Below are 18,469 nucleotides of genomic sequence, written 5' to 3'. Positions count from 1 at the left end.
CTGCTCTACGCTGAACGCGTGCTGACCAGAACGTTGATCGGCCTGCTCGCTGCGGGGGCAGCCCTCGTCGGAGGGGCCGCCACGGCGTCGGCCGAACCCGAGCCGTCACCGGCGCCGGCCCCGCCACCCAACGTCAACGCCTTCGCTCCCGTGGCGCCGTCGGAGTACACCCAGCAGAACGGTGAGGTGTACGCCTTCGCCGCGCCCGGGGACATCCTGTGCGTGATGAGCCGGGGCACCGGCGGGTATGGCTGCAGCGGTGCGCTGCCCGCGGCGCCCGGCGGCGCCAACGTCGTCACCGGGGGCCAGCAGGGCGCCCCCGGCTTCGCGAACGCGGCGCGGCCCATCTACTCGTTCGACACGTTGCCGAAGCGGTTGGAGCCAGGCACCCGGATCAGTTTCCGCAACGTCACGTGCGGCACGGACGGCACGGTGACGGTGTGTCAGAACAACTTCGACCAGGCGGGCTTCGTCCTCAGCCCGGCGGGCAGCTACATCCTGAACGCCACCAACCCGCTGCTGGACCGGCCCAACGGCACCAACCCCTACTTCAACTAGGGGTCAGAAGCCGGCTCCGTGCACCTCGTGGCCGGGCTTCTCGGCCACCAGCCCGTGGTAGGCCTGCTCGACCGTCGAGCCGTGGTTCACCACGCCGTCGACCTCGCGGGCGATGGGCATGGCGATGCCGTACTTCTCGGCGAACTCCATGATGACGCTGGCGGCCTTGACGCCCTCGGCCACCTGGTTCATGGATTCGACGATCTGCTCGATGGTCTTGCCCTGCCCCAGTTGCTCGCCGACGTGACGGTTGCGGCTGCGTTGGCTGGTGCACGTCACGATGAGGTCGCCCATGCCCGCCAGGCCCGAGAACGTCTCGCGCTTGCCGCCGATGGCCTCGCCCAGCTTGGACATCTCGTTGACGGCGCGGGCCATCACCATGGCGCGGGTGTTCTCGCCGATGCCCAGTGAGTACCCCATGCCGACCGCGATGGCGTAGACGTTCTTCAACGCGCCCGCGATCTCGACGCCCACCACGTCGTCGGTGGTGTAGGTGCGGAACCGCTTGGTGCGGAACAGGTTCGCGAGGTTGGCCGCGAGGTGCTGGTCCGGCATGGCCAGCACGGCGGCGGCGGCGTAACCGTCGGCGACTTCGCGAGCGATGTTGGGCCCGGCCAGGATTCCGGCGGGATGCCCGGGGAGCACCTCGTCGACGATCTCGCTCATCCGCATGTTGGTGCCCTGCTCGAGGCCCTTGACCAACGACACCACGGGCACCCAGGGCCGCAGTTCGCGCGCGAGTTGCTCGAGCACGCCGCGGAAGCCGTGCGACGGCACGCCCATGACGATGACGTCGGCGCAGTTGGCGGCCTCGGAGAAGTCGGTGGTGGCCTTCAGCGAGGGTGGCAGCGCCACCTCGTCGCCGAGGTAGCGCGAATTGCAGTGCCGCTCATTGATGTCGGCGGCCGTCTCCTCCGAACGCACCCACTGCAGCGTCGGGCCGCGCCGCGCGCAGATGGAAGCCACGGTGGTGCCCCAGGAGCCGCCGCCGAGGACGACGACCTTGGGTTCGCGTTGATCGGGTGCCATGGCGATCAGCGTATTGCGGCGTCGCCGCGCGAGGGGTCGATTCGGTGGGCTCGGCGCTACCGGTAGTTGACGAACTGCAGCGCGACGTCCAGATCGGCGCCCTTGAGCAAGGCGATGACGGCTTGGAGGTCGTCGCGCTTCTTGGAGCTGACGCGGATCTCCTCGCCCTGGATCTGCGCCTTGACGCCCTTGGGTCCCTCGTCGCGGATCAGCTTGGTGATCTTCTTGGCCTGCTCGCTGGTGATGCCCTGCTTGAGGGTGCCGCTGACCTTGTAGGTCTTGCCGCTGGCCTGCGGCTCGCCGGCGTCGAAGGCCTTCATCGAGATGTCGCGGCGGACGAGCTTCTCCTTGAACACGTCGACGGCGGCCTTGACGCGCTCCTCGGTGGAGGAGACCAACTCGATGACCTCGTCACCCTTCCACTCGATGGTGGTGTCGGTGCCGCGGAAGTCGAAGCGCGTCGACAGCTCCTTGGCGGCCTGGTTGAGTGCGTTGTCGACCTCCTGGCGATCGACCTTGCTCACCACGTCGAAACTGGAATCCGCCACTGGACCCTCCTCGTCTACTAGCCGTTTTCGTGTTGGGGCCATCCTCGTTGTACTCTGCTTACCGCACCAAACCAGGGTGCATCCGGCAGGTTGCCCGAGCGGCCAATGGGAGCGGACTGTAAATCCGTCGGCGAAAGCCTACACAGGTTCGAATCCTGTACCTGCCACGCTGGTCAGGCCCCCTTTCGAGGGGGCCTGATGGCGTTTGGCGGTCAGCGCCGTTCGAGATGACGCAGGGCGGATCTGGCGGCGTTGTGACCGCACATGCCGTGCGCGCCGACCCCCGGTGGGGTGGCCGCCGAGCAGACGTACACGCCGGGAATGCCGGTGGCGTAAGGGTCGATGGCCGGGCGGGGACGGATGAGGATCTGCCACGGGTCGTTGCGGCCGGTGGCGATGTCCCCGCCGACGTAGTTGGGATTGTGCTCGGCCAGCGCGATCGGCCCGCGGCGGTGGATGCCGAGGATCTGGCGGCGGAATCCCGGGGCGAAGCGTTCGATCTGGTCGAGGATCGCCTCGGTGGCGTCGCCGGTGTACCCGTGCGGGACGTGGGCGTAGGCCCAGATGGGGTTGACGCCCGCGGCGCTGCGGGTGGGGTCGGCGAGGTACTGCTGGCACAGCAGCACGAACGGCGCGGCCGGCATGCGTCCGGCTCCGACGTCACGTTCGGCGGCCACGATCTCGGCGGAGCTGCCTGCGAGGTGGACGGTGCCTGCGCGTCGGCACGCCGGGTTGGTCCACGGGATGTCGCCGTCGAGTGCGATGTCGAGTTTGAACGCTGCCGCGCCGTGGCGGTAGCGGCGGTACGCACGGCTCACCCGTCCGGGCAGGGCCTCGGCCGCGATGTCGGCGACTGCGCGCGGAGCGAGGTCGAACAGGACGACGTCGGCGATCGGGAGTTGCTTCAGTGAGGTGACGAGCACTCCGGTCTCGATCTTGGCGCCGAGGTCGGCCAGCCGTGCGGTCATCGCTGCGGCGATGGCGGCCGACCCGCCTTCGGCGACCGGCCACCCGTAGCGGTGCCCGGCGGCAGTGATCATCAAGCCCACCGACGAACTGGCAGGCCGGGTCAGCGGGTAGTAGACGTGCGCGGCGACCCCCATGAACAAGGCGCGGGCGCGTTCGGTGCGCCATGCCCTCGCCATGGCCGTCGCGGGCAGCAGCGCCTGCGCGCCGAAGGTGGCGAGCTTGACCGGGTGGCGCGGCACGTGCGCGATGGGCCGGAACACGTCCTCGCGCAGCGCGTCGAAGTTGCGGCTCAGCGGACCGAAGATCCGCCGCCAGGCCCGGCCGTCGCGCTCGTCGAACCCGGCGGCGGTCTCTTCGAGCGAGGTGTGCAGCGTCGCAGCGCTGCCGTCGTCGAAGGGATGGGCCATGTCGAGATCGGGGTAGCGCCAGCGCAGTCCGTAGTCGGCCAGGGGTTGGCTCTGGATGAACGGCGATGCCACGGTCATGGTGTGGACGGCCGAGCAGTCGTCGTGCCGCAGGCCGGGCAGGGTCAGTTCGCTGGTTCGGGTGCCGCCGCCCAGGGTGTCGGCGGCCTCGAGCACGGTGACGTCCACACCGCGCTCGGCCAGGGTCAGCGCGGCCGCCAGACCGTTGGGGCCCGATCCGACGACGACGGCGGTACTCACCGGGAGTTCACCGCCGACGAGACGACGCGCGCCGGCAGCGTGTCACCGGGCTCGAACCACGGTTGACGGCTGAGCATCTCGGCGACGTCGACGTAGCCACGTTCCATCTCACCGGTCTTGGCGTCGACGATGCGGTAGGCCTGCCAGTGCCGGTGAATGGGTTGACCTTCCAGGATGACCACGCGGACGTCGCCCTCGGCGAAGTGGCAGCGCCGTTGCAGCGCCTCGAGGAGTTGTTCGTTGTGGAGATGCCCTTCGCCGAAGTTCCAGCCCAGGATCGGTCCGGCCATGTACTCGCCGTCGCGGATGTCGTAGTCGGTGTCGTCGGCGATGGCGCGGGGGATGAGACCGTTGAGCGCGCGGCCGTGGGTGTGCATCGACCGCCAGGCGGTCATCTTGTCGAGCATGACGTCCGCGGTGTCGGGATCGTAGAGCGCCGCGAGTTGGCGGTTGGCCAGTGCCGAACACTTGGTCACGTTGGCTTCGATGACGTCCTCCACTCCGTGGCGCAGACACCAGGTGCTGGCGGCCCAGTTGCCGGCGTAGTAGCGCATGGCGGGCAGGAACGACACCTTGGCCGGGAACAGGTTTCCCAGCACCGGCACCAGCACCAGTGCGGTGACGAGGATGGCCAGCAGAACCGGCGAGCCGAGGTCGGTGACGCGAACGTCGCCGTAGGCGCCGTAGAGGTAGAACAGCGAGACGACGAAGAACGCGTTCCACTCCAGGGGTACGCCCATGGGGATGGTCGAGGTGATGTTGAGGTGGAAGATGACCATGAACCCGATGGCGATCCAGAGCCAGGGACCGCTCGAGGGCGCGAAGAACACCAGGTAGAGCGGCACCAGGAATTCGGCGGTGGTGCCTCCGACGTGGGCCAGCAGCTTGGGCAGCCACGACGGGCGCAGGTCGTCGACCGGGTCACGCCACATCAGTCTTCTGACCCACTTGCTGGTCGCCAGTACGGGGTTGTTGCTCATCATCACCGCCACCACGTACGGAAAGTGGTGGTTCAGCTTGGACGTGGCCGCCCCCCACCACAACGCCAGCAGGATCAGCTTGTAGGCCGCGATCTGATCGGTGAAGGGAAAGAAGAACACGATCAGTGTCAGCCCGTAATGCTCTGCGCGCGCGGCCAGGAAGATGGTCTTGTCGCGCAAGCCGAGCAGCACCAGTGCAACGAGCGTCGGCACGATCAGCATCGGATCGAGCAGCCCGACGTCGCCGGCGGAGGTCACCGACCCGCCCTTCCCCGGCGCCAACAGCGCCCACACCGCGGACGCGAGCACCACGGCGTACAGGGCGACGTCGACGACGGTGCGGGTGTCCCCGCGGGTCAGCGGCACCCGATTCGGCCATGCAGGCAGCCGTACCGTGCCGGGGCGCAGCCAGTAGAGGAAGCCACCCAGCGGGGGGAGGAACCGCAACGTCAAAGGACCTGAGCCGCAACCCAATCCGAGGATCTCAAACAGGAGGGTGAAGACCACCAGCTTCTGGTAGACGATCGGCTGGGTCCACCACGCCGTGATGTCGGTCAGGGCGCCCAATCCGGGGGTCAGAGAGATGACCGCGGCCGCGCCGGCCAGGTAGGCGGCGACCTTGACGACGTAGAGCACGTAGACGCCCCAAGGGGTGCCGAAGCCGTTCTCGGTCCAGTGCCGGGTCATGATCTGGATCCGCTGCTGCCGCGGCAGCGTGCGCCAGGTGCTGGGATCGGTGTCCTGCGGCAGATTGGGTTTCGTGAAGCTCACGGGCGGTGCTTCCTTCCAGGGTTCACGCGGACGTCGGGTGCGAGGTGAACTGGCGCCGCAGCGCGGGCTTGTCGATCTTGCCGACCGGGTTCTTGGGAATCTCGTCGACCAGGATCACCTCGGGCCGTTTGTATTTCGCGAGCGCATCGGTGAGGTGGGCGGTGAGCTCGGCCGGGTCGAGGTCGTGATCGGCATGGGCGGTGACGAAGGCGACGGGCACCTCGCCGTACACCGGGTCGGGCCGTCCGACGACGGCGGCCTCCCGCACGTCGGGGTGGGTGTAGAGCACGGACTCCAGTTCCTTGGGATAGATGTTCTCCCCGCCCCGGATGATCATGTCCTTGGCGCGGTCGACCAGGGTGAGGTAGCCGTCGGAGTCGAGCACGCCGATGTCGCCGGTGCGCAACCAGCCGTCGACGATGGCCTCGGCGGTCTCCCGGGGACGGTTGAGGTAGCCGCGCATCACCGTGGGCCCGGCGATGGCCACCTCGCCGACCGTCCCGGCAGGCATGGGTGTTCCGTTCGCGTCGAGGATGGCGACGCGCTGACCGGGCAGCGCGACCCCGACGGTGCCCGGCTTGCGAATGCCGTTGAGCGGGTTGGTCGTCGAGGCGCAGGTGCCCTCCGAGAGGCCGTAGCCCTCGATGATGGGGACGCCGTAGCGGTCCTCGAACGCCTGGATCAGCGGCGTCGGCATGGGGGCGGCGCCGCAGATGGCGAACCGCAAAGAGGTGGTGTCGGTGACGGTTTCTGGGGGCAGGGCCACCAGCATCGAGTAGATGGTGGGGACCGCGGAGAAGAACGTCGGCCGGTGGCGGGCCACCAGGTCGAAGAACCGGCGCGGGTCGAACCGGCCCGCGATGGTCGTCTGCCCGCCTGCCAGCAGCGGTGCCAGGACGCTGACCACGATCCCGTTGACGTGGAACAGCGGCAGGATCAACAGGCTGTGCGTGTCCGGACCGCTGCCCATCGCCTCGTTGATCCCCTTCGCCATGGCCATCAGGTTGGCGTGGGTCAGTTCGACGCCCTTGGGTCGGCCCGTGGTGCCGCTGGTGTAGACCAGCAAAGCCACGTCGTCGTCCCGCCGCGGATCGTCCGGCACCTTGGCCGAGGATCCAGGAGCCGCCAGGTCGGCCAGGGTGAGTACGGCGACCCGATGGTGGCCATCCTCGTCGTGGGTCACGAGCACCCGAGCCGCGGAGTCGGTGAGCTGGAAGTCGACCTCCGTCGACGTCAGGGAGGGATTGACGGGTGTGACGGCAGCGCCGAGCTTCCAGGCCGCAAAGGCCGTGGTGACCAGTTCGATGCGGTTGGGCAACCGCACGGCCACGACGTCGCCACGGTGGACGCCGGCGCTGCTCAACCGCTCCGCCGTGGCGTCGATTCGCGCGAGCACCGCGGCGTTGGTCAGGGCACCGGTGTGCTCGTCGGCCAAAGCGGGACCCGTGGGGTCGGCGTTGGCGCGGACGTCGAGCAGGTCGGCGAGATGCACGTGGCCCCCTTGTGCAGCAGCAACATCGAATGACCTGGGTTACGGTAGGTCTGCGATGTGACGGACGCCATATGCGGCTGAGCCGAAGTCGGCAGCGTGGGTTGTGCGTGCCGCACAGTGCACGGGCGTGCGTGCCGCACGGGTGCACGGGCGTGCGTGCCGCACGGGTGCACGGGCGTGCGTGCCGCACGGTGCGCGGGCGCCCGGCTCAGGGAGCGACGGTGAGCACCGAGCGGCCCAGCCAGCGGCACGCCAACAGGGCGATCTGGACCTGCACCACGACGTCGGGGTCGTCAAGGGTGGCGCCGCACTTGTCCAGGGCTTGCGTGACGCGGTACTGGATGGTGTTGCGGTGCAGGAACATGGCCTCGGCGGTGGCGGCGTAGCTGCGGTTGCGGGCCAGGAACTCCCGCAGGGTATCCCGGAGCCACCCGTTGCGCTCGTCGTCGGTGGCCAGTTCGCCCAGTACGGCGCCGACGAACCGGCGGAGTTCCGCGGGGTGGTCGGCCATCAACGCCACGGGAGCCACCGCGGCGTAGGCCACCACCCGCCGAGCCGGGTCGCCGCCACCGGCCTGCGCGACCAACTGGGCGCGTGCTGCCTCCTGCCACGTGCGCCGGAATCCGTCGACTCCCCGCCCGGCGGTGCCGAACGCGAGGCGCACCGGCGTGCCCGCCTCGACCACGACGTCGGCCACGGCGTCGTCGGCGACGGGCCACCACAGGCGGGCTTCGCGCTCGTCGGTGGGCACCATCAACGCCGGCCCGAGCGCCTGCAGCTGGTCGCCGACGACGGCGCGCACGTCGTCGACCAGCGCGCCGAGGTCGCTGGCGGTCACGTGATCATCGGCCCACATGACTGCCCCCACGTGCCACCGGTCGAAGCGGTACTCCAAGGCGTCCTCCGCGCGCCCGATGTCGACCGGACTGCCGTCGAGGACCTGCGTCACCCAGTGCTGTCGCAGACCGCCGCGGCTGCTCACCCACCGGTCGCGTTCCCGTTCGTAGGCCTGGCCCACCTGATCGCAGATGCGATCGATCCAGAGCGCCGACCGATGCACGAATTCGGCTGCAGCCGCCAGCGATTCCGCCTGCGACCCGTGAGTCGCCAGGACGGCGATGGCCTCGTCGACGAAGCGGTTGTGCCCGATGCGGTAGGCCCGGATCAACGCCGACAGGGGGACGTCGCGCTGTGCCAGCGCGCGGGCGTACACGAACGCGGCACTGGGCGCCTCGACCTCTCCTTCCTCGCGGCCATGCTCGAGGAAGTGGATCGCGGCGATCACGTTCTCCGTGATGCTCGCGGTCAGCAGATCCACCATCCGCGCGTCGTGGTCCAGGGAGCGGATCTGGGCTCGCGTGGCCGAGACCAAGGCGTTGATGAAGGCGTCGCGCTGCGCGCTCATCCGTTGCGCCAACCACGTCACCGACGCGCCAGGTTGCGCATCCGCCATCAACACCTCCACGGGTCGCGCCCAGTATCGACCGCGACGACCCCCGGCGTGGACACAATCGCCCGACCGCGTTCGTGCGGGTCGCACGACGGCACCGGTCAACAATGAGCTGCGCCGCACATGGTGCGCCTCCGTCGAGCGGCTTAGGCTCGTTCTTTGCTGGTGACACGCTTCTGCCACCCAGCGCCGACCCGCGTGACGACGAGTCAGGCCACGCACCGGCCGTCACGCGCCACGAAGGAGACGCCATGTCGACACCTGCCCAGCCGTTCAGCCGGTCCGACGAGCACTTCACCTCCGGCGGCGTGCGGTGTGCGGCATGGGTGTACCGACCCGTGTATGGGCCCACTGCGAGGGCGGCCGAGGCGGCGCCCGTCATCGTGATGGCCCACGGCCTGGGTAGCGTGCGCGTGCTGCGCCTGCCGGCGTTTGCCGAGCGCTTCGCCGCGGCGGGATACGTCGTCGTGGTCTTCGACTACCGATCCTTCGGGGACAGCGAAGGCGAGCCGCGCCGGGTCGTCGACGTCGCCGCACAGCTCGCCGACTGGCGCGCCGCACTGGCGTGGGCCCGCACGCTCGACGGCGTCGACCCGCGCCGAGTCATCGCCTGGGGCACGTCCTTCGCAGGCGGCCACGTCATCACGCTCGCCGGCACCGGTGAGGACTTGGCCGCCATCATCTCCCAGGTGCCCCACGTCAGCGGTCCCGCTGCCGTGCGCGCCACCGGACTGCACGCGCTGCGACTCGCCCCTGTCGCCCTGCAGGACACGCTGCGCGCCGCGCGGCGCAGGCCACCCCGGTACGTCGACCCCGTGGGTGCCCCCGGGACCGTCGCGGTGATGGCGACCCCGGATGCCGACGCCGCAGTGAACCGCCTCTTCGAGGCGTCCGGGATTCGGCGGGGCGCGTTGCCCGAGACGATCGCCGCGCGGATCCTGGCGCACATCGGTCTGTACTCACCCATCCGCCACGCCTCGAAGGTGACGTGCCCGGCGCTGGTGCAGGTGGCCGCCGACGACGCCATCGCGCCTGCAGCGCCGGCACGCAAGGCGGCTCACCGCATGCGACGGGCCACCCTGCAGGACTTCTCCGGTGGCCACTTCGACCCCTACGTCGACCCACTGTTCGAGTCGGTGGTCACCGCGCAACTGGACTTCCTCGCCCGTACCGTCCCGGTTCCCTCGGCCACCGTGGGCACCTGACGGCGACGACGGGAGCGACTCGAGACCCGGCAACCGCTGCGGGTGGAGCTCACGAGACGTCACGCGCCTGCCGATGCCGTGCGACCCGGCGCGTGGTGACGTTGGCGGGAGTGTGAGAAGCCGTCGCGGGGGTATCGGTGCCTGCAGCGGGTCACCAGGTCGGTTGCGCCAACGGTCGACCCGCCAGGCGTGCCAGGACGGCAGCCCTGTCGTTCAGCCAGTAGCGCAGCGTCTTGGTCGCCGCCAATCGGCGTACGCGCATGGGCCGGGACTCGGCGCATCCGTCCGGGCCGGGACTCGGCGCATCCGTCCGGGGTGCGGCGCGCTGTTAGCATCCGGTCAGCCATTCCCCGACCGGAGGAGCGACGAGTGCGCCGCGCCATGTCCGTGCCGCTTGCCATAGCCACGTGGTCGGTGGCGGTCACCGTGTGCCTCCCCGCCGCGGCTGCCGATCCGCACCCCACCGAGATGCAGTACGCCATCGGCAAGTGCGTCAGCGAGGTGCAGCCCGCCGAGCAGGAGCCCGCGACGTTCGACTACGACTGCGACCGCTCCGGCGTGCTGCGGGACATGACGTGGACGTCGTGGGGACCCGACGGCGCCCGCGGCAGCGGGACCGACGATGCCCTGCAATGCCAACCCAACTGCGCCCAGGGCACCAGGCTGAGGAATCCGGTCGAGGTGCATGCGTGGAATCCGTTGCCGCCCAACAACGGCCGCTGCCCGGCGGGGTGGAAGTTCTACTCCGACCTGACCATCGCCTACCCGAAGGGGGCGCCGCCCTGGATCTCGCCGGGCACCACGTGGGCGCCGGGAACGGACTTCGTCACCATCGACGGCATGCCCGCCGTGCACTTCTCGGGGTTGCGCCCGAACTGCCTGCCGTTCTGAGGATCAGCGGCTGCGCCCGTGGCAGCGGTGGAACTTCTTGCCGCTGTCGCAGAAGCACGTCATGCGGCGCGGGATGGGCATCTCGTGCAGCGCCCCGGTGGCCACCTTCTGCACCACCTCGACCACCTGGACGGGCGGGGCGTACTCCTCGGCGACGACGTAGAGCGTCAGCAGCACCCGCACGATCGTGGTCAAGAAGTCGGAGAGGGGCGCGACGTCACGGAAGCGGTCCTGGTCGCGGATCCAGTCGGCGAGCGGGGGGGCAAGGGCCACCATGGCCAGGGCGACGTCGTCGACGGTGGCCGGCCGCTCGGCGAGGATCGCTCGCACGCGGTAGAGGTCGGACGTCGACATGCGGTAGAACGCGTGCCGCAGCGCCACGACCTCGGTGGCGCTGAGTGGGGACGCGTCGACCACCCGCACGTCGGTCGACCGCGGTGCGTCGAGGGCGCCGTCGAGGGCGGTGTCGAAACGTCGCATGGTGAGTGGGTGGTCTTTCAGCATCGAGGGCTGGATAGCCGATCGTTCACGTCGTGAAACTCTCATCGTAGATGACCCGCGCATTCGCTGCGCCCGCCAGCTCAGTCGATGATCCTTGCTGCCGTGGTGAGAGCGTGGCCTACGCAGACGTCTAGGTCAATGTTCGCACCGGGTCAAGGTTAGCCAGGTTCGTCACAGCGAGCACGGAACCGCCAGGCTCGGACGCCGCCGGACTCCCGCGCCGTCGGCGAACGCCGTCGTCCCACGATCTTGGTGGCGCGCTGGCTAGCATCGACCGGTGCGGTCGGGAAGCGTCGTCGTCGTGCTGGCAGTGCTGGCCGCCGTGGTGTCTGGATGCGCGACGGAGCCGGGCCAGTCGTCGGCCCCCGACGCGGCGCCGGGCGCCTCGGCCACCACCTCGACCTACCCCCCGTCGACCCCGCCCCCGGCGCCGCCGACCGCGATCCCCGCCACCGCGGACTCGTCGTGCACGTCGACGACCCTCGGCGGCGGTCCGGTGGACCTGACGGCGACGACGGTGACGGCCGTGCCGGAGGGGGCGAAGGTGACCATGACGTATTCGGGCGCGCTGCCTGCCAAGGGACACTCGGCGTGGACGCTGCTGGCCCGCAACCCCGCGGGGGAGGCGGTGCAGTTGACGGTCGACGTCACCGACGGCGCACCGAGCGCGTTCTACTGGTTCTCCTACGTCGGCGGCACCACCCATCCCATGGCGGGTCCGCCGGACGTCAGCGTGCCGGGCCGACTGGTGATGCTGCTGCCGCGAGAGGCGCTCGACGCGTTGGGGCCCACCTGGTGGTGGACGTCGTCGCTGCAGGTCGACGGCGCGCCCCCCGACACCTGCCCCTGACGGGCGACGGGGTCACTCGTTGTCGCCACCGGTCGAGGCCGTGGCCGCCACGCCGTCGGCGAACGACGCGCCGTGGGCCGTCGGCCACATCCAGTCACGCACCTCGGGGATGTCGTCGCCGTGGGCGCGGGTGTACTCCCGCGCGGCGATGCGCTTGTCCACCATGTGCTGCCGCAGCGTCGCGCACGTCGAGCCCAGGTGCGGCACCCGGTCGATCACGTCGATCACCAGGTGGTAGCGGTCCAGGTCGTTGAGCATCACCATGTCGAACGGCGTCGTCGTGGTGCCCTCCTCCTTGTAGCCGCGGACGTGGATGTTCTCGTTGCCGGTGCGTCGGTAGACCAGGCGATGGATCAGCCACGGGTAGCCGTGATAGGCGAAGATCACCGGCTTGTCCGGTGTGAAGATCATGTCGAACTCGCGGCTGGCCAGGCCGTGGGGATGTTCCGCGTCGTCCTGCAGGCGCATCAGGTCGACGACGTTGACGAAGCGAATCCTCAACTCCGGCAAGTGTTTGCGCAGGAGGTCGACGGCGGCCAGGCCCTCGAGTGTCGGCACGTCACCGGCGGTGGCGATGACGACGTCGGGTTCCCGACCCAATTCCTCGGTGCCGGCCCACTCCCAGATGCCGAGGCCCCGCGTGCAATGCGCGACGGCCTCCTCCATCGTGAGGAAGTTGGGGCTGGGTTGCTTGCCGGCGACCACGACGTTGACGTACTGGCGTGAGCGCAGGCAGTGGTCGTAGGTGGACAGCAGGGTGTTGGCGTCCGGCGGCAGGTAGACGCGCACCACTTCGGCCTTCTTGTTCACCACGTGATCGATGAACCCGGGGTCCTGGTGGCTGAAGCCGTTGTGGTCCTGACGCCAGACGTGGCTCGACAGGAGGTAGTTGAGGCTGGCGATGGGCCGACGCCACGGGATGTGGTTGGTGACCTTGAGCCACTTGGCGTGCTGGTTCAGCATCGAGTCGACGATGTGGATGAACGCCTCGTAGCAGTTGAACAGGCCGTGGCGGCCCGTCAGCAGATACCCCTCGAGCCAGCCCTGGCATTGATGCTCCGACAGCATCTCCAGCACGCGGCCGGCGCGCGCGAGGTGTTCGTCCACCTCGGGGCCGAAGAACTCGGCGTTCCATTGCTTGTCGGTGGCGTCGAACACCGATTGCAGCCGGTTGGAGGCGGTCTCGTCGGGCCCGAAGATGCGGAAGTTTCGGGGGTTGAGCCGGATCACGTCGGTGAGCCACCGCCCGAGGACGCGCGTCGACTCGGCGATGGTGGCGCCCGGCGCAGGCACGTCGACGGCGAACTCCCGGAAGTCGGGCAGGCGTAGGTCCTGGAGCAGGGCGCCCCCGTTGGCGTGGGGGTTGGCGCTCATGCGCAGCTGCCCCTCGGGGGCCAATTCGGCGAACTCGGGCCGCAGCGTGCCCTCGTCGTCGAACAACTCCGCGGGCCGGTAGGACGCCAGCCAGTCGGTGAGCACCCGGAGGTGCTCGGGGGTGTCGCGCGCGTTGGACAGCGGCACCTGGTGCGCGCGCCACGAGCCGGTGGTCTTCTTGCCGTCGATGGAGGCGGGACCGGTCCAGCCCTTCGGTGTGCGGAACACGATCATCGGCCACCGGACACGCGACTCGCCCTCGGGTCCCTCCGGCGCCTCGGGGCGGGCCTTGATCTCGCCGATCTCGTTGAGCACGGTGTCCAGCAGGCGCGCGAACTCGCGATGCGCCGCACCGTGGTCGGTGTGCTCGTCGGCGTCGAAGAAGTACGGCTCGTGGCCGTACCCGACCAGGAGGCTGCGCAACTCGTCGCGCGGAATGCGATCCAGGATGGTCGGGTTGGCGATCTTGTACCCGTTGAGGTGCAGGATCGGCAGGACGACGCCGTCGTTGACGCGGTGGGTGAACTTGTTGGAGTGCCAGCTGGTGGCCAGCGGACCGGTCTCGGCCTCGCCGTCGCCGACCACCGCGGCGACCAGCAGATCGGGATTGTCGAAGGCGGCGCCGTACGCGTGCGACAGCGCATAGCCCAGCTCGCCGCCCTCGTGGATCGAACCCGGGGTCTCCGGCGCGACGTGGCTCGGGATGCCACCGGGGAAGCTGAACTGCTTGAACAGGCGCCGCATGCCCTCGGCGTCGGGGGTGACGTCGGAGTACAGCTCGGAATAGGTGCCGTCGAGGTAGGCGTTGGCCACCAGCCCGGGGCCGCCGTGACCGGGCCCCGTCACGTACAGGGTGGACTGTTGGCGTTCCTTGATGGCGCGGTTGAGATGGGCGTACAGGAAGTTCAGTCCCGGGGTGGTGCCCCAGTGACCCAGCAGCCGCGGTTTGACGTCGTCGCGCGACAACGGGGTGCGCATCAACGGGTTGTCCAAGAGATAGATCTGGCCCACCGACAGGTAGTTGGCGGCCCGCCACCAGCCGTCGATGCGGGCGACGGCGGCGTCGTTCAACGTCGTGGGCTCGAGGGTTCGCCAGGTGGTCCGTCCTGTGGTCATCGCCAGGTCTCCTACGCGATCGGGGTCACCGCCACCGTCCATGTAACCCGTCGCGAGCGCTTCGTGCAGTCGTCGCACCTCGATGTTCATCGCGGAGAAACCCGGGTGCGGTAGCGCCCCGGAGTGTGAGCAAATCGATTCGCCCGATTGTCCCGGCGCACGCCGGGGTATGAGAGGACGAGCGCCCGACGGGTGCCCGGAAGATCGGGGAATGCGTGCAAGGACGGCGTCGTTAGTGGTTGTAACGAAGTCGGGCGACTGGACGATTTCCAATTTAGTGTGGTGGACTGATCGCACTGAATTGCTACGACAGCAGCAATTTCCCAAGGTCAAAGACATCAAGGGTCGGAAGGTAAAGAGAATGCGAATTGCGACGAAGGCGGTCATCGCCTCGTGTGGCGCGGCGGCTGCTCTGATGGCCGGTGGGGGCATCGCGTCCGCGGCGCCCGACACCGAGGCGCTGGTGAACTCCACCTGCACCTACCCGCAGATCATGGCTGCGGTCAACGCTCAGGATCCCGCGGCTGCCGCGCAGATCAATGCGAACCCGATGGCGCAGGGCTACCTGCAGAGCTTCGTGGCGGCCGGCCCGGAGCAGCGTCGTGGCTTCATCGCCCAGGCGCAGGCGGTTCCGCAGTTGGCGGCGTACTACCCGCTCATCAACAACGTGGCGAGCACCTGCAACAACTACTGACGCACACGTCGACTCTCGACGCACGTCACGGAAGAGGCCGGCCCCGGTGGGGCCGGCCTCTTTCGCGTCCCGGGTCTGACGGCACCGCGCTCCTGCTAGTGTTACGCGGGTAACTGACGCCGACGTCAAAAGTTTCGGTCGATCAGGACCGCGACGTGGTGACGCCAGGGCCGATCGGGGGGGCGCGCATGACGACATCCGCGGTGATCGGCCGGGTGGGAGCCCTGGCGGTGGCCCTCGGCGTGGGCGTCGCGGTGGTGGCGTCCCCGGGCACGGCCTGGGCCGACGACGACTCCCCGGCCACGCCGGGATCGGCCGCCGCGTCCTCGGCGTCTTCGGCGTCCTCGACGGGCGGTGACGCCTCGACCGGTCCCTCGACCCAGGCCGACGGGGAGTCGTCGGCATCGGGCTCGGCGGCGTCCGGGTCACCGGGGCCGTCCGCCCCGTCGGACGCGACCGGCGCGCCCCAGGCCTCGCCGTCGACCAACCCGTCGCCGTCGACCAACCCGACCAGCTCCCCTTCTCTGGCGACCACCACCGTGCGCGTCGGCACGTCGCCCAAGGTCACCTACGGCAGCTCGGGTGGCGCGCGCCGCGTCGGCAGCGAGAAGCCCTCGGCGAAACCCACCGAGCCCGCCGCCGTCCCCGAGTCCGCGGCGGCCCCCGAGCCCGAGGCCGCCGGGAACGATCCGGCGCCCGAGGGCGACGCCGCACCGGCGGTGCCGGCGCGTACCACCGCCGCCAGCGTGAAACCGTCTGCAGTGCAGTCGGTTTCACCGGTGTCCGACGGCGGCACTCGGATGCCCGATGCGTCCGCCGCGGTCGCCGGTGCGCCATCCGCCGCACGGACCCCCTCCGGTGACCAACCCGCCCAGCCCGCCGCCTTCGTGGCGCTGCCGCCACCCACCGTCGCGGTGCAGCAGCCGTTCGTCGGCGTCGCCCAAGCGCTGGTGAGCATCCCGACGAACCTGATCACGTTCGCGGTCAACGCCATTGGCGCTGCGCTGGCGCCGCTGTTCGTTCCCGGCATGCCGATGCCGCCGGACACCCCGCTGATCTGGGCCGTGTTCGCGGTGGTGCGCCGACAGTTCCTCAACTCGTCGCCGACCCTGGCCCCGACGGGGCAGGTCGCCGACGTCACCACCGGCCAGCTGTACGGCAACGTCGGCGGTGCCGACGTCGACGGGGACCCGCTGTCCTACGCCGTGGTCTCCGGTCCCCAGCACGGTGCGCTCACCCTCGATGCCGGCGGCTCCTACGTCTACACGCCGAACGCCGGGTATGTCGGGTCGGACGGTTTCGTCGTTGCGGTGAACGAGAACTCGACCTACCCGCGGCTGCACGGGCTGCAGGACCTCCTGGATCCGGCGGCTGCGCGGCGCGTGGTGGCCTACGTCGGCCTGACCGCCGTCGACCCGACCGCACCCGCCGTCACCGCCACGGCGGGCACCCCCGACGCCGCCGACGGCACCGTGCTCGTCACGATCGCCGCGCGTGACTCCCAGGGGGCCACCGTCGCCGCGCCGGTGTCGACGCGGGGCACGCTGGCGCCCACCTCGACCACGACGTTCGGGCGCCTCACCGTGTACGGCTTCGCGTTCACCCCGACGACGGCGGCACGCGCCGACGCGCTGGCCACTCCTGGCGTGGACCGCGAGACGCTCACCTTCACCCTGGCCGGTCCCGTTGGCTCCCAGGACGTCTCGGTCGCCGTCGTCGTCACCCCGGCCGCGACGGCGCCGCTGCCCCCGGTCACGCCGGCTGCCTTGCGCGACCAGGTGAACGCGGGCGCCATCGAGGTCAGCAGCGACGCGAACGGCAACGTCCGCGTCATCGACGGCAGCTTCACCCAGACCCCGGTGGTCGGCGTCGACTCCGCGGTGGCGGTGTTGAACTCGGTGGCGGGCGTGCTCGGCGCCGAAAGTGGTTTCGCGCGTAGCGATCTGATCGTGCAGCAGGACGTGGTGGCTGCCACCGGCGAGATCACCTCGCGGTACTACCGGCTGGCGCAGGCCGTCGCCGGGGTTCCCACGTTCACTCGCCAGGTCATCCTGGCGACCGCGGCGGACGGCACCGTGACCGGTCTGTTCAGCACGTACGACCCCGCGCTGGCCGCCGTCGACACCACCCCGGCAGGGGTCACCGCACCCCAGGCGGTCACGCGTGCGCTCACCGAGCTGGCGTCCATGATCCAGGGCGACGTCAGCGCGGCCCAGGTGGCGGGCTTCTACGCCTCGCTGACGGTGCAGGCGCGGACGGTGGTCTACGACCTGGGTGCCCGGCCCCGATTGGCCTGGCAGGTCGAGGTGTTCACGACACCCACGCCGGCGGACTTCGACCCGGACGCGCCCAGCCCGGTGTTCACCCACACCGACGTGACGTTCTACGTCGCGGCCAACGGCGCGTCCGGCGGTGCCGTCCTGGGCGTGGTGTCGCCGACGCTCGACGCCGCCGCGCCCGTCATCACGATCTACCGCAGCTACGACGACGACACGCTACCCGGGGGACTGGGATCGGGTGACGCGCGTGCGCAGGCCGCCTACGCGAACATGCTGCGCGTCGTCGAGTTCTACCGGGACGTGCTGGGCCGCAATTCCTATGACGGCGTCGGCGATGGTGCGCCGATCCGGATCACCATGCTGCCCGCGGACTATCAGAACGCGTTCCAGTACACGCTGGCCCGACACGTCGGCTTCGCGTTCGGCGCGGGGTTCGGCAACGCGCTCGACGTCGTGGGCCACGAGTTCACGCACGCGGTGATCCAGACGGTGGTGCAGACGCTGCCGCTGTCGGCCGAGGGGTTGGTGTACACCGGGGAGTCCGGTGCGCTCAACGAGGCTTACGCCGACATCCTGGGCAGCCTGATCGAACACGATCCGGGCACGGGACGCTGGCTGATCGGGGAGGACATGGGCAGGGCCATCCGGAGCATGGCCAATCCCGGCGCGTACGGCCAGCCCTCCAACTACGCCGACTATCGGCTCCTGGTCGGCGACAACGGTGGCGTGCACACCAACAGCGGCATCGTCAACTACGCCGCCTACCGCATGATGTCGGACGCGCGGACGGCGACGGTGTCGGTACAGACGTGGGCGAAGGTGTTCTACGGCTCGCTGTACCGGCTGCAGCCCGGCGCCAGGTTCGTCGACGCGCGGGCGGCGGTGCTCGCTGGCGCCCGCGCCGAGGGCTTCTCCGCCGCGCAGCTGCGCGCCGTCACGGACGCGTTCGACGCGGCCGGGATCGTCGACCCGGGCTGGTGGGCGCCCGCGACGGCCGCGGTGCGCAGCCCGCAGCTCGTGGCGGTGTGAGCGAATCGTGGCAGGCGCTGCCATTGTCACGCGGCCCGCATCAGGGGTGCGGTAGCGTCGGGCGACAC

Annotated in this window: 15 protein-coding genes and 1 tRNA gene; 7 read left to right on the top strand and 9 right to left on the bottom strand. The window is 69.9% G+C overall.

The window, feature by feature from the left end; all coding sequences use genetic code 11:
- The first annotated feature begins 18 nt into the window (after positions 1–18).
- Complete coding sequence (locus AC30CM_RS00740; RefSeq protein ID WP_490114893.1) at positions 19–558, top strand: hypothetical protein; 540 nt, start codon at positions 19–21, stop codon at positions 556–558.
- 3 nt (positions 559–561) lie between these two features.
- Here AC30CM_RS00740 and AC30CM_RS00735 read toward each other — a convergent pair whose 3' ends face one another.
- Together AC30CM_RS00735 and AC30CM_RS00730 are read right to left on the bottom strand one after the other, a co-directional pair.
- Positions 562–1,587: an NAD(P)H-dependent glycerol-3-phosphate dehydrogenase gene (locus AC30CM_RS00735; protein ID WP_490114892.1), complete on the bottom strand. Its 1,026-nt coding sequence runs from the start codon at positions 1,585–1,587 to the stop codon at positions 562–564.
- A gap of 56 nt (positions 1,588–1,643) precedes the next feature.
- Positions 1,644–2,135, bottom strand: coding sequence for a YajQ family cyclic di-GMP-binding protein (locus tag AC30CM_RS00730; protein ID WP_490114891.1), 492 nt, complete (start codon positions 2,133–2,135; stop codon positions 1,644–1,646).
- Between the two features lie 84 nt (positions 2,136–2,219).
- Here AC30CM_RS00730 and AC30CM_RS00725 point away from each other — a divergent pair.
- Positions 2,220–2,302: transfer RNA gene (locus AC30CM_RS00725), tRNA-Tyr, on the top strand.
- Positions 2,303–2,347: 45 nt separating this feature from the next.
- Here AC30CM_RS00725 and AC30CM_RS00720 read toward each other — a convergent pair.
- The 4 genes from AC30CM_RS00720 to AC30CM_RS00705 all read right to left on the bottom strand — a co-directional run bounded on the left by AC30CM_RS00720 (position 2,348) and on the right by AC30CM_RS00705 (position 8,465).
- Positions 2,348–3,769 carry a phytoene desaturase family protein gene (locus AC30CM_RS00720; protein ID WP_490114890.1) on the bottom strand — a complete coding sequence of 474 codons (1,422 nt, stop codon included), beginning with the start codon at positions 3,767–3,769 and terminating at the stop codon, positions 2,348–2,350.
- Positions 3,766–5,520, bottom strand: a complete 1,755-nt coding sequence (locus AC30CM_RS00715; protein ID WP_490114889.1) for a DUF3556 domain-containing protein — start codon at positions 5,518–5,520, stop codon at positions 3,766–3,768. Before AC30CM_RS00715 ends, AC30CM_RS00720 begins: the two co-directional genes overlap by 4 nt.
- A 22-nt stretch (positions 5,521–5,542) precedes the next feature.
- Positions 5,543–7,012 carry a class I adenylate-forming enzyme family protein gene (locus AC30CM_RS00710; RefSeq protein ID WP_490114888.1) on the bottom strand — a complete coding sequence of 490 codons (1,470 nt, stop codon included), beginning with the start codon at positions 7,010–7,012 and terminating at the stop codon, positions 5,543–5,545.
- A 208-nt stretch (positions 7,013–7,220) separates the two neighbouring features.
- Complete coding sequence (locus tag AC30CM_RS00705; protein WP_490114887.1) at positions 7,221–8,465, bottom strand: PucR family transcriptional regulator; 1,245 nt, start codon at positions 8,463–8,465, stop codon at positions 7,221–7,223.
- Positions 8,466–8,713: 248 nt separating this feature from the next.
- On the opposite strand from AC30CM_RS00705, the gene AC30CM_RS00700 reads away from it, so the two are divergent.
- A complete protein-coding gene (locus tag AC30CM_RS00700; protein ID WP_490114886.1) occupies positions 8,714–9,667 on the top strand; it encodes an alpha/beta hydrolase in 954 nt (317 codons plus the stop codon).
- 381 nt (positions 9,668–10,048) lie between these two features.
- Positions 10,049–10,558 (top strand): hypothetical protein, encoded by a 510-nt coding sequence (locus AC30CM_RS00695; protein WP_490114885.1) that lies wholly within the window; start codon positions 10,049–10,051, stop codon positions 10,556–10,558.
- Positions 10,559–10,561: 3 nt separating this feature from the next.
- Here the strand turns inward: AC30CM_RS00695 and AC30CM_RS00690 are convergent, their stop codons facing one another.
- A complete protein-coding gene (locus AC30CM_RS00690; RefSeq protein ID WP_490114884.1) occupies positions 10,562–11,062 on the bottom strand; it encodes an SEC-C metal-binding domain-containing protein in 501 nt (166 codons plus the stop codon).
- A gap of 274 nt (positions 11,063–11,336) precedes the next feature.
- Here AC30CM_RS00690 and AC30CM_RS00685 point away from each other — a divergent pair, with 274 nt between their 5' ends.
- On the top strand, positions 11,337–11,909 hold the full coding sequence (locus tag AC30CM_RS00685; protein ID WP_490114883.1) for a hypothetical protein: 573 nt from the start codon (positions 11,337–11,339) through the stop codon (positions 11,907–11,909).
- A gap of 12 nt (positions 11,910–11,921) precedes the next feature.
- Here AC30CM_RS00685 and AC30CM_RS00680 read toward each other — a convergent pair whose 3' ends face one another.
- The gene (locus tag AC30CM_RS00680; protein ID WP_490114882.1) at positions 11,922–14,399 is read right to left on the bottom strand and encodes a phosphoketolase family protein; all 2,478 of its coding nucleotides are present in this window, start codon (positions 14,397–14,399) and stop codon (positions 11,922–11,924) included.
- 361 nt (positions 14,400–14,760) lie between these two features.
- Here AC30CM_RS00680 and AC30CM_RS00675 point away from each other — a divergent pair, with 361 nt between their 5' ends.
- A complete protein-coding gene (locus AC30CM_RS00675; RefSeq protein ID WP_490114881.1) occupies positions 14,761–15,093 on the top strand; it encodes a hemophore-related protein in 333 nt (110 codons plus the stop codon).
- Positions 15,094–15,235: 142 nt separating this feature from the next.
- Here the strand turns inward: AC30CM_RS00675 and AC30CM_RS00670 are convergent, their stop codons facing one another.
- Positions 15,236–15,661 carry a hypothetical protein gene (locus tag AC30CM_RS00670; RefSeq protein ID WP_490114880.1) on the bottom strand — a complete coding sequence of 142 codons (426 nt, stop codon included), beginning with the start codon at positions 15,659–15,661 and terminating at the stop codon, positions 15,236–15,238.
- On the opposite strand from AC30CM_RS00670, the gene AC30CM_RS00665 reads away from it, so the two are divergent.
- Complete coding sequence (locus tag AC30CM_RS00665; protein ID WP_490114879.1) at positions 15,633–18,401, top strand: M4 family metallopeptidase; 2,769 nt, start codon at positions 15,633–15,635, stop codon at positions 18,399–18,401. The two genes, AC30CM_RS00670 and AC30CM_RS00665, sit on opposite strands and share 29 nt — an antisense overlap.
- Positions 18,402–18,469: the final 68 nt, after the last annotated feature.

The organism is Mycobacterium sp. DHQP2018-32-09 (assembly GCF_058148405.1).
The sequence above is the reverse complement of the archived record's forward strand: the minus strand, read 5'-3'. Positions and strand labels throughout refer to the sequence as shown.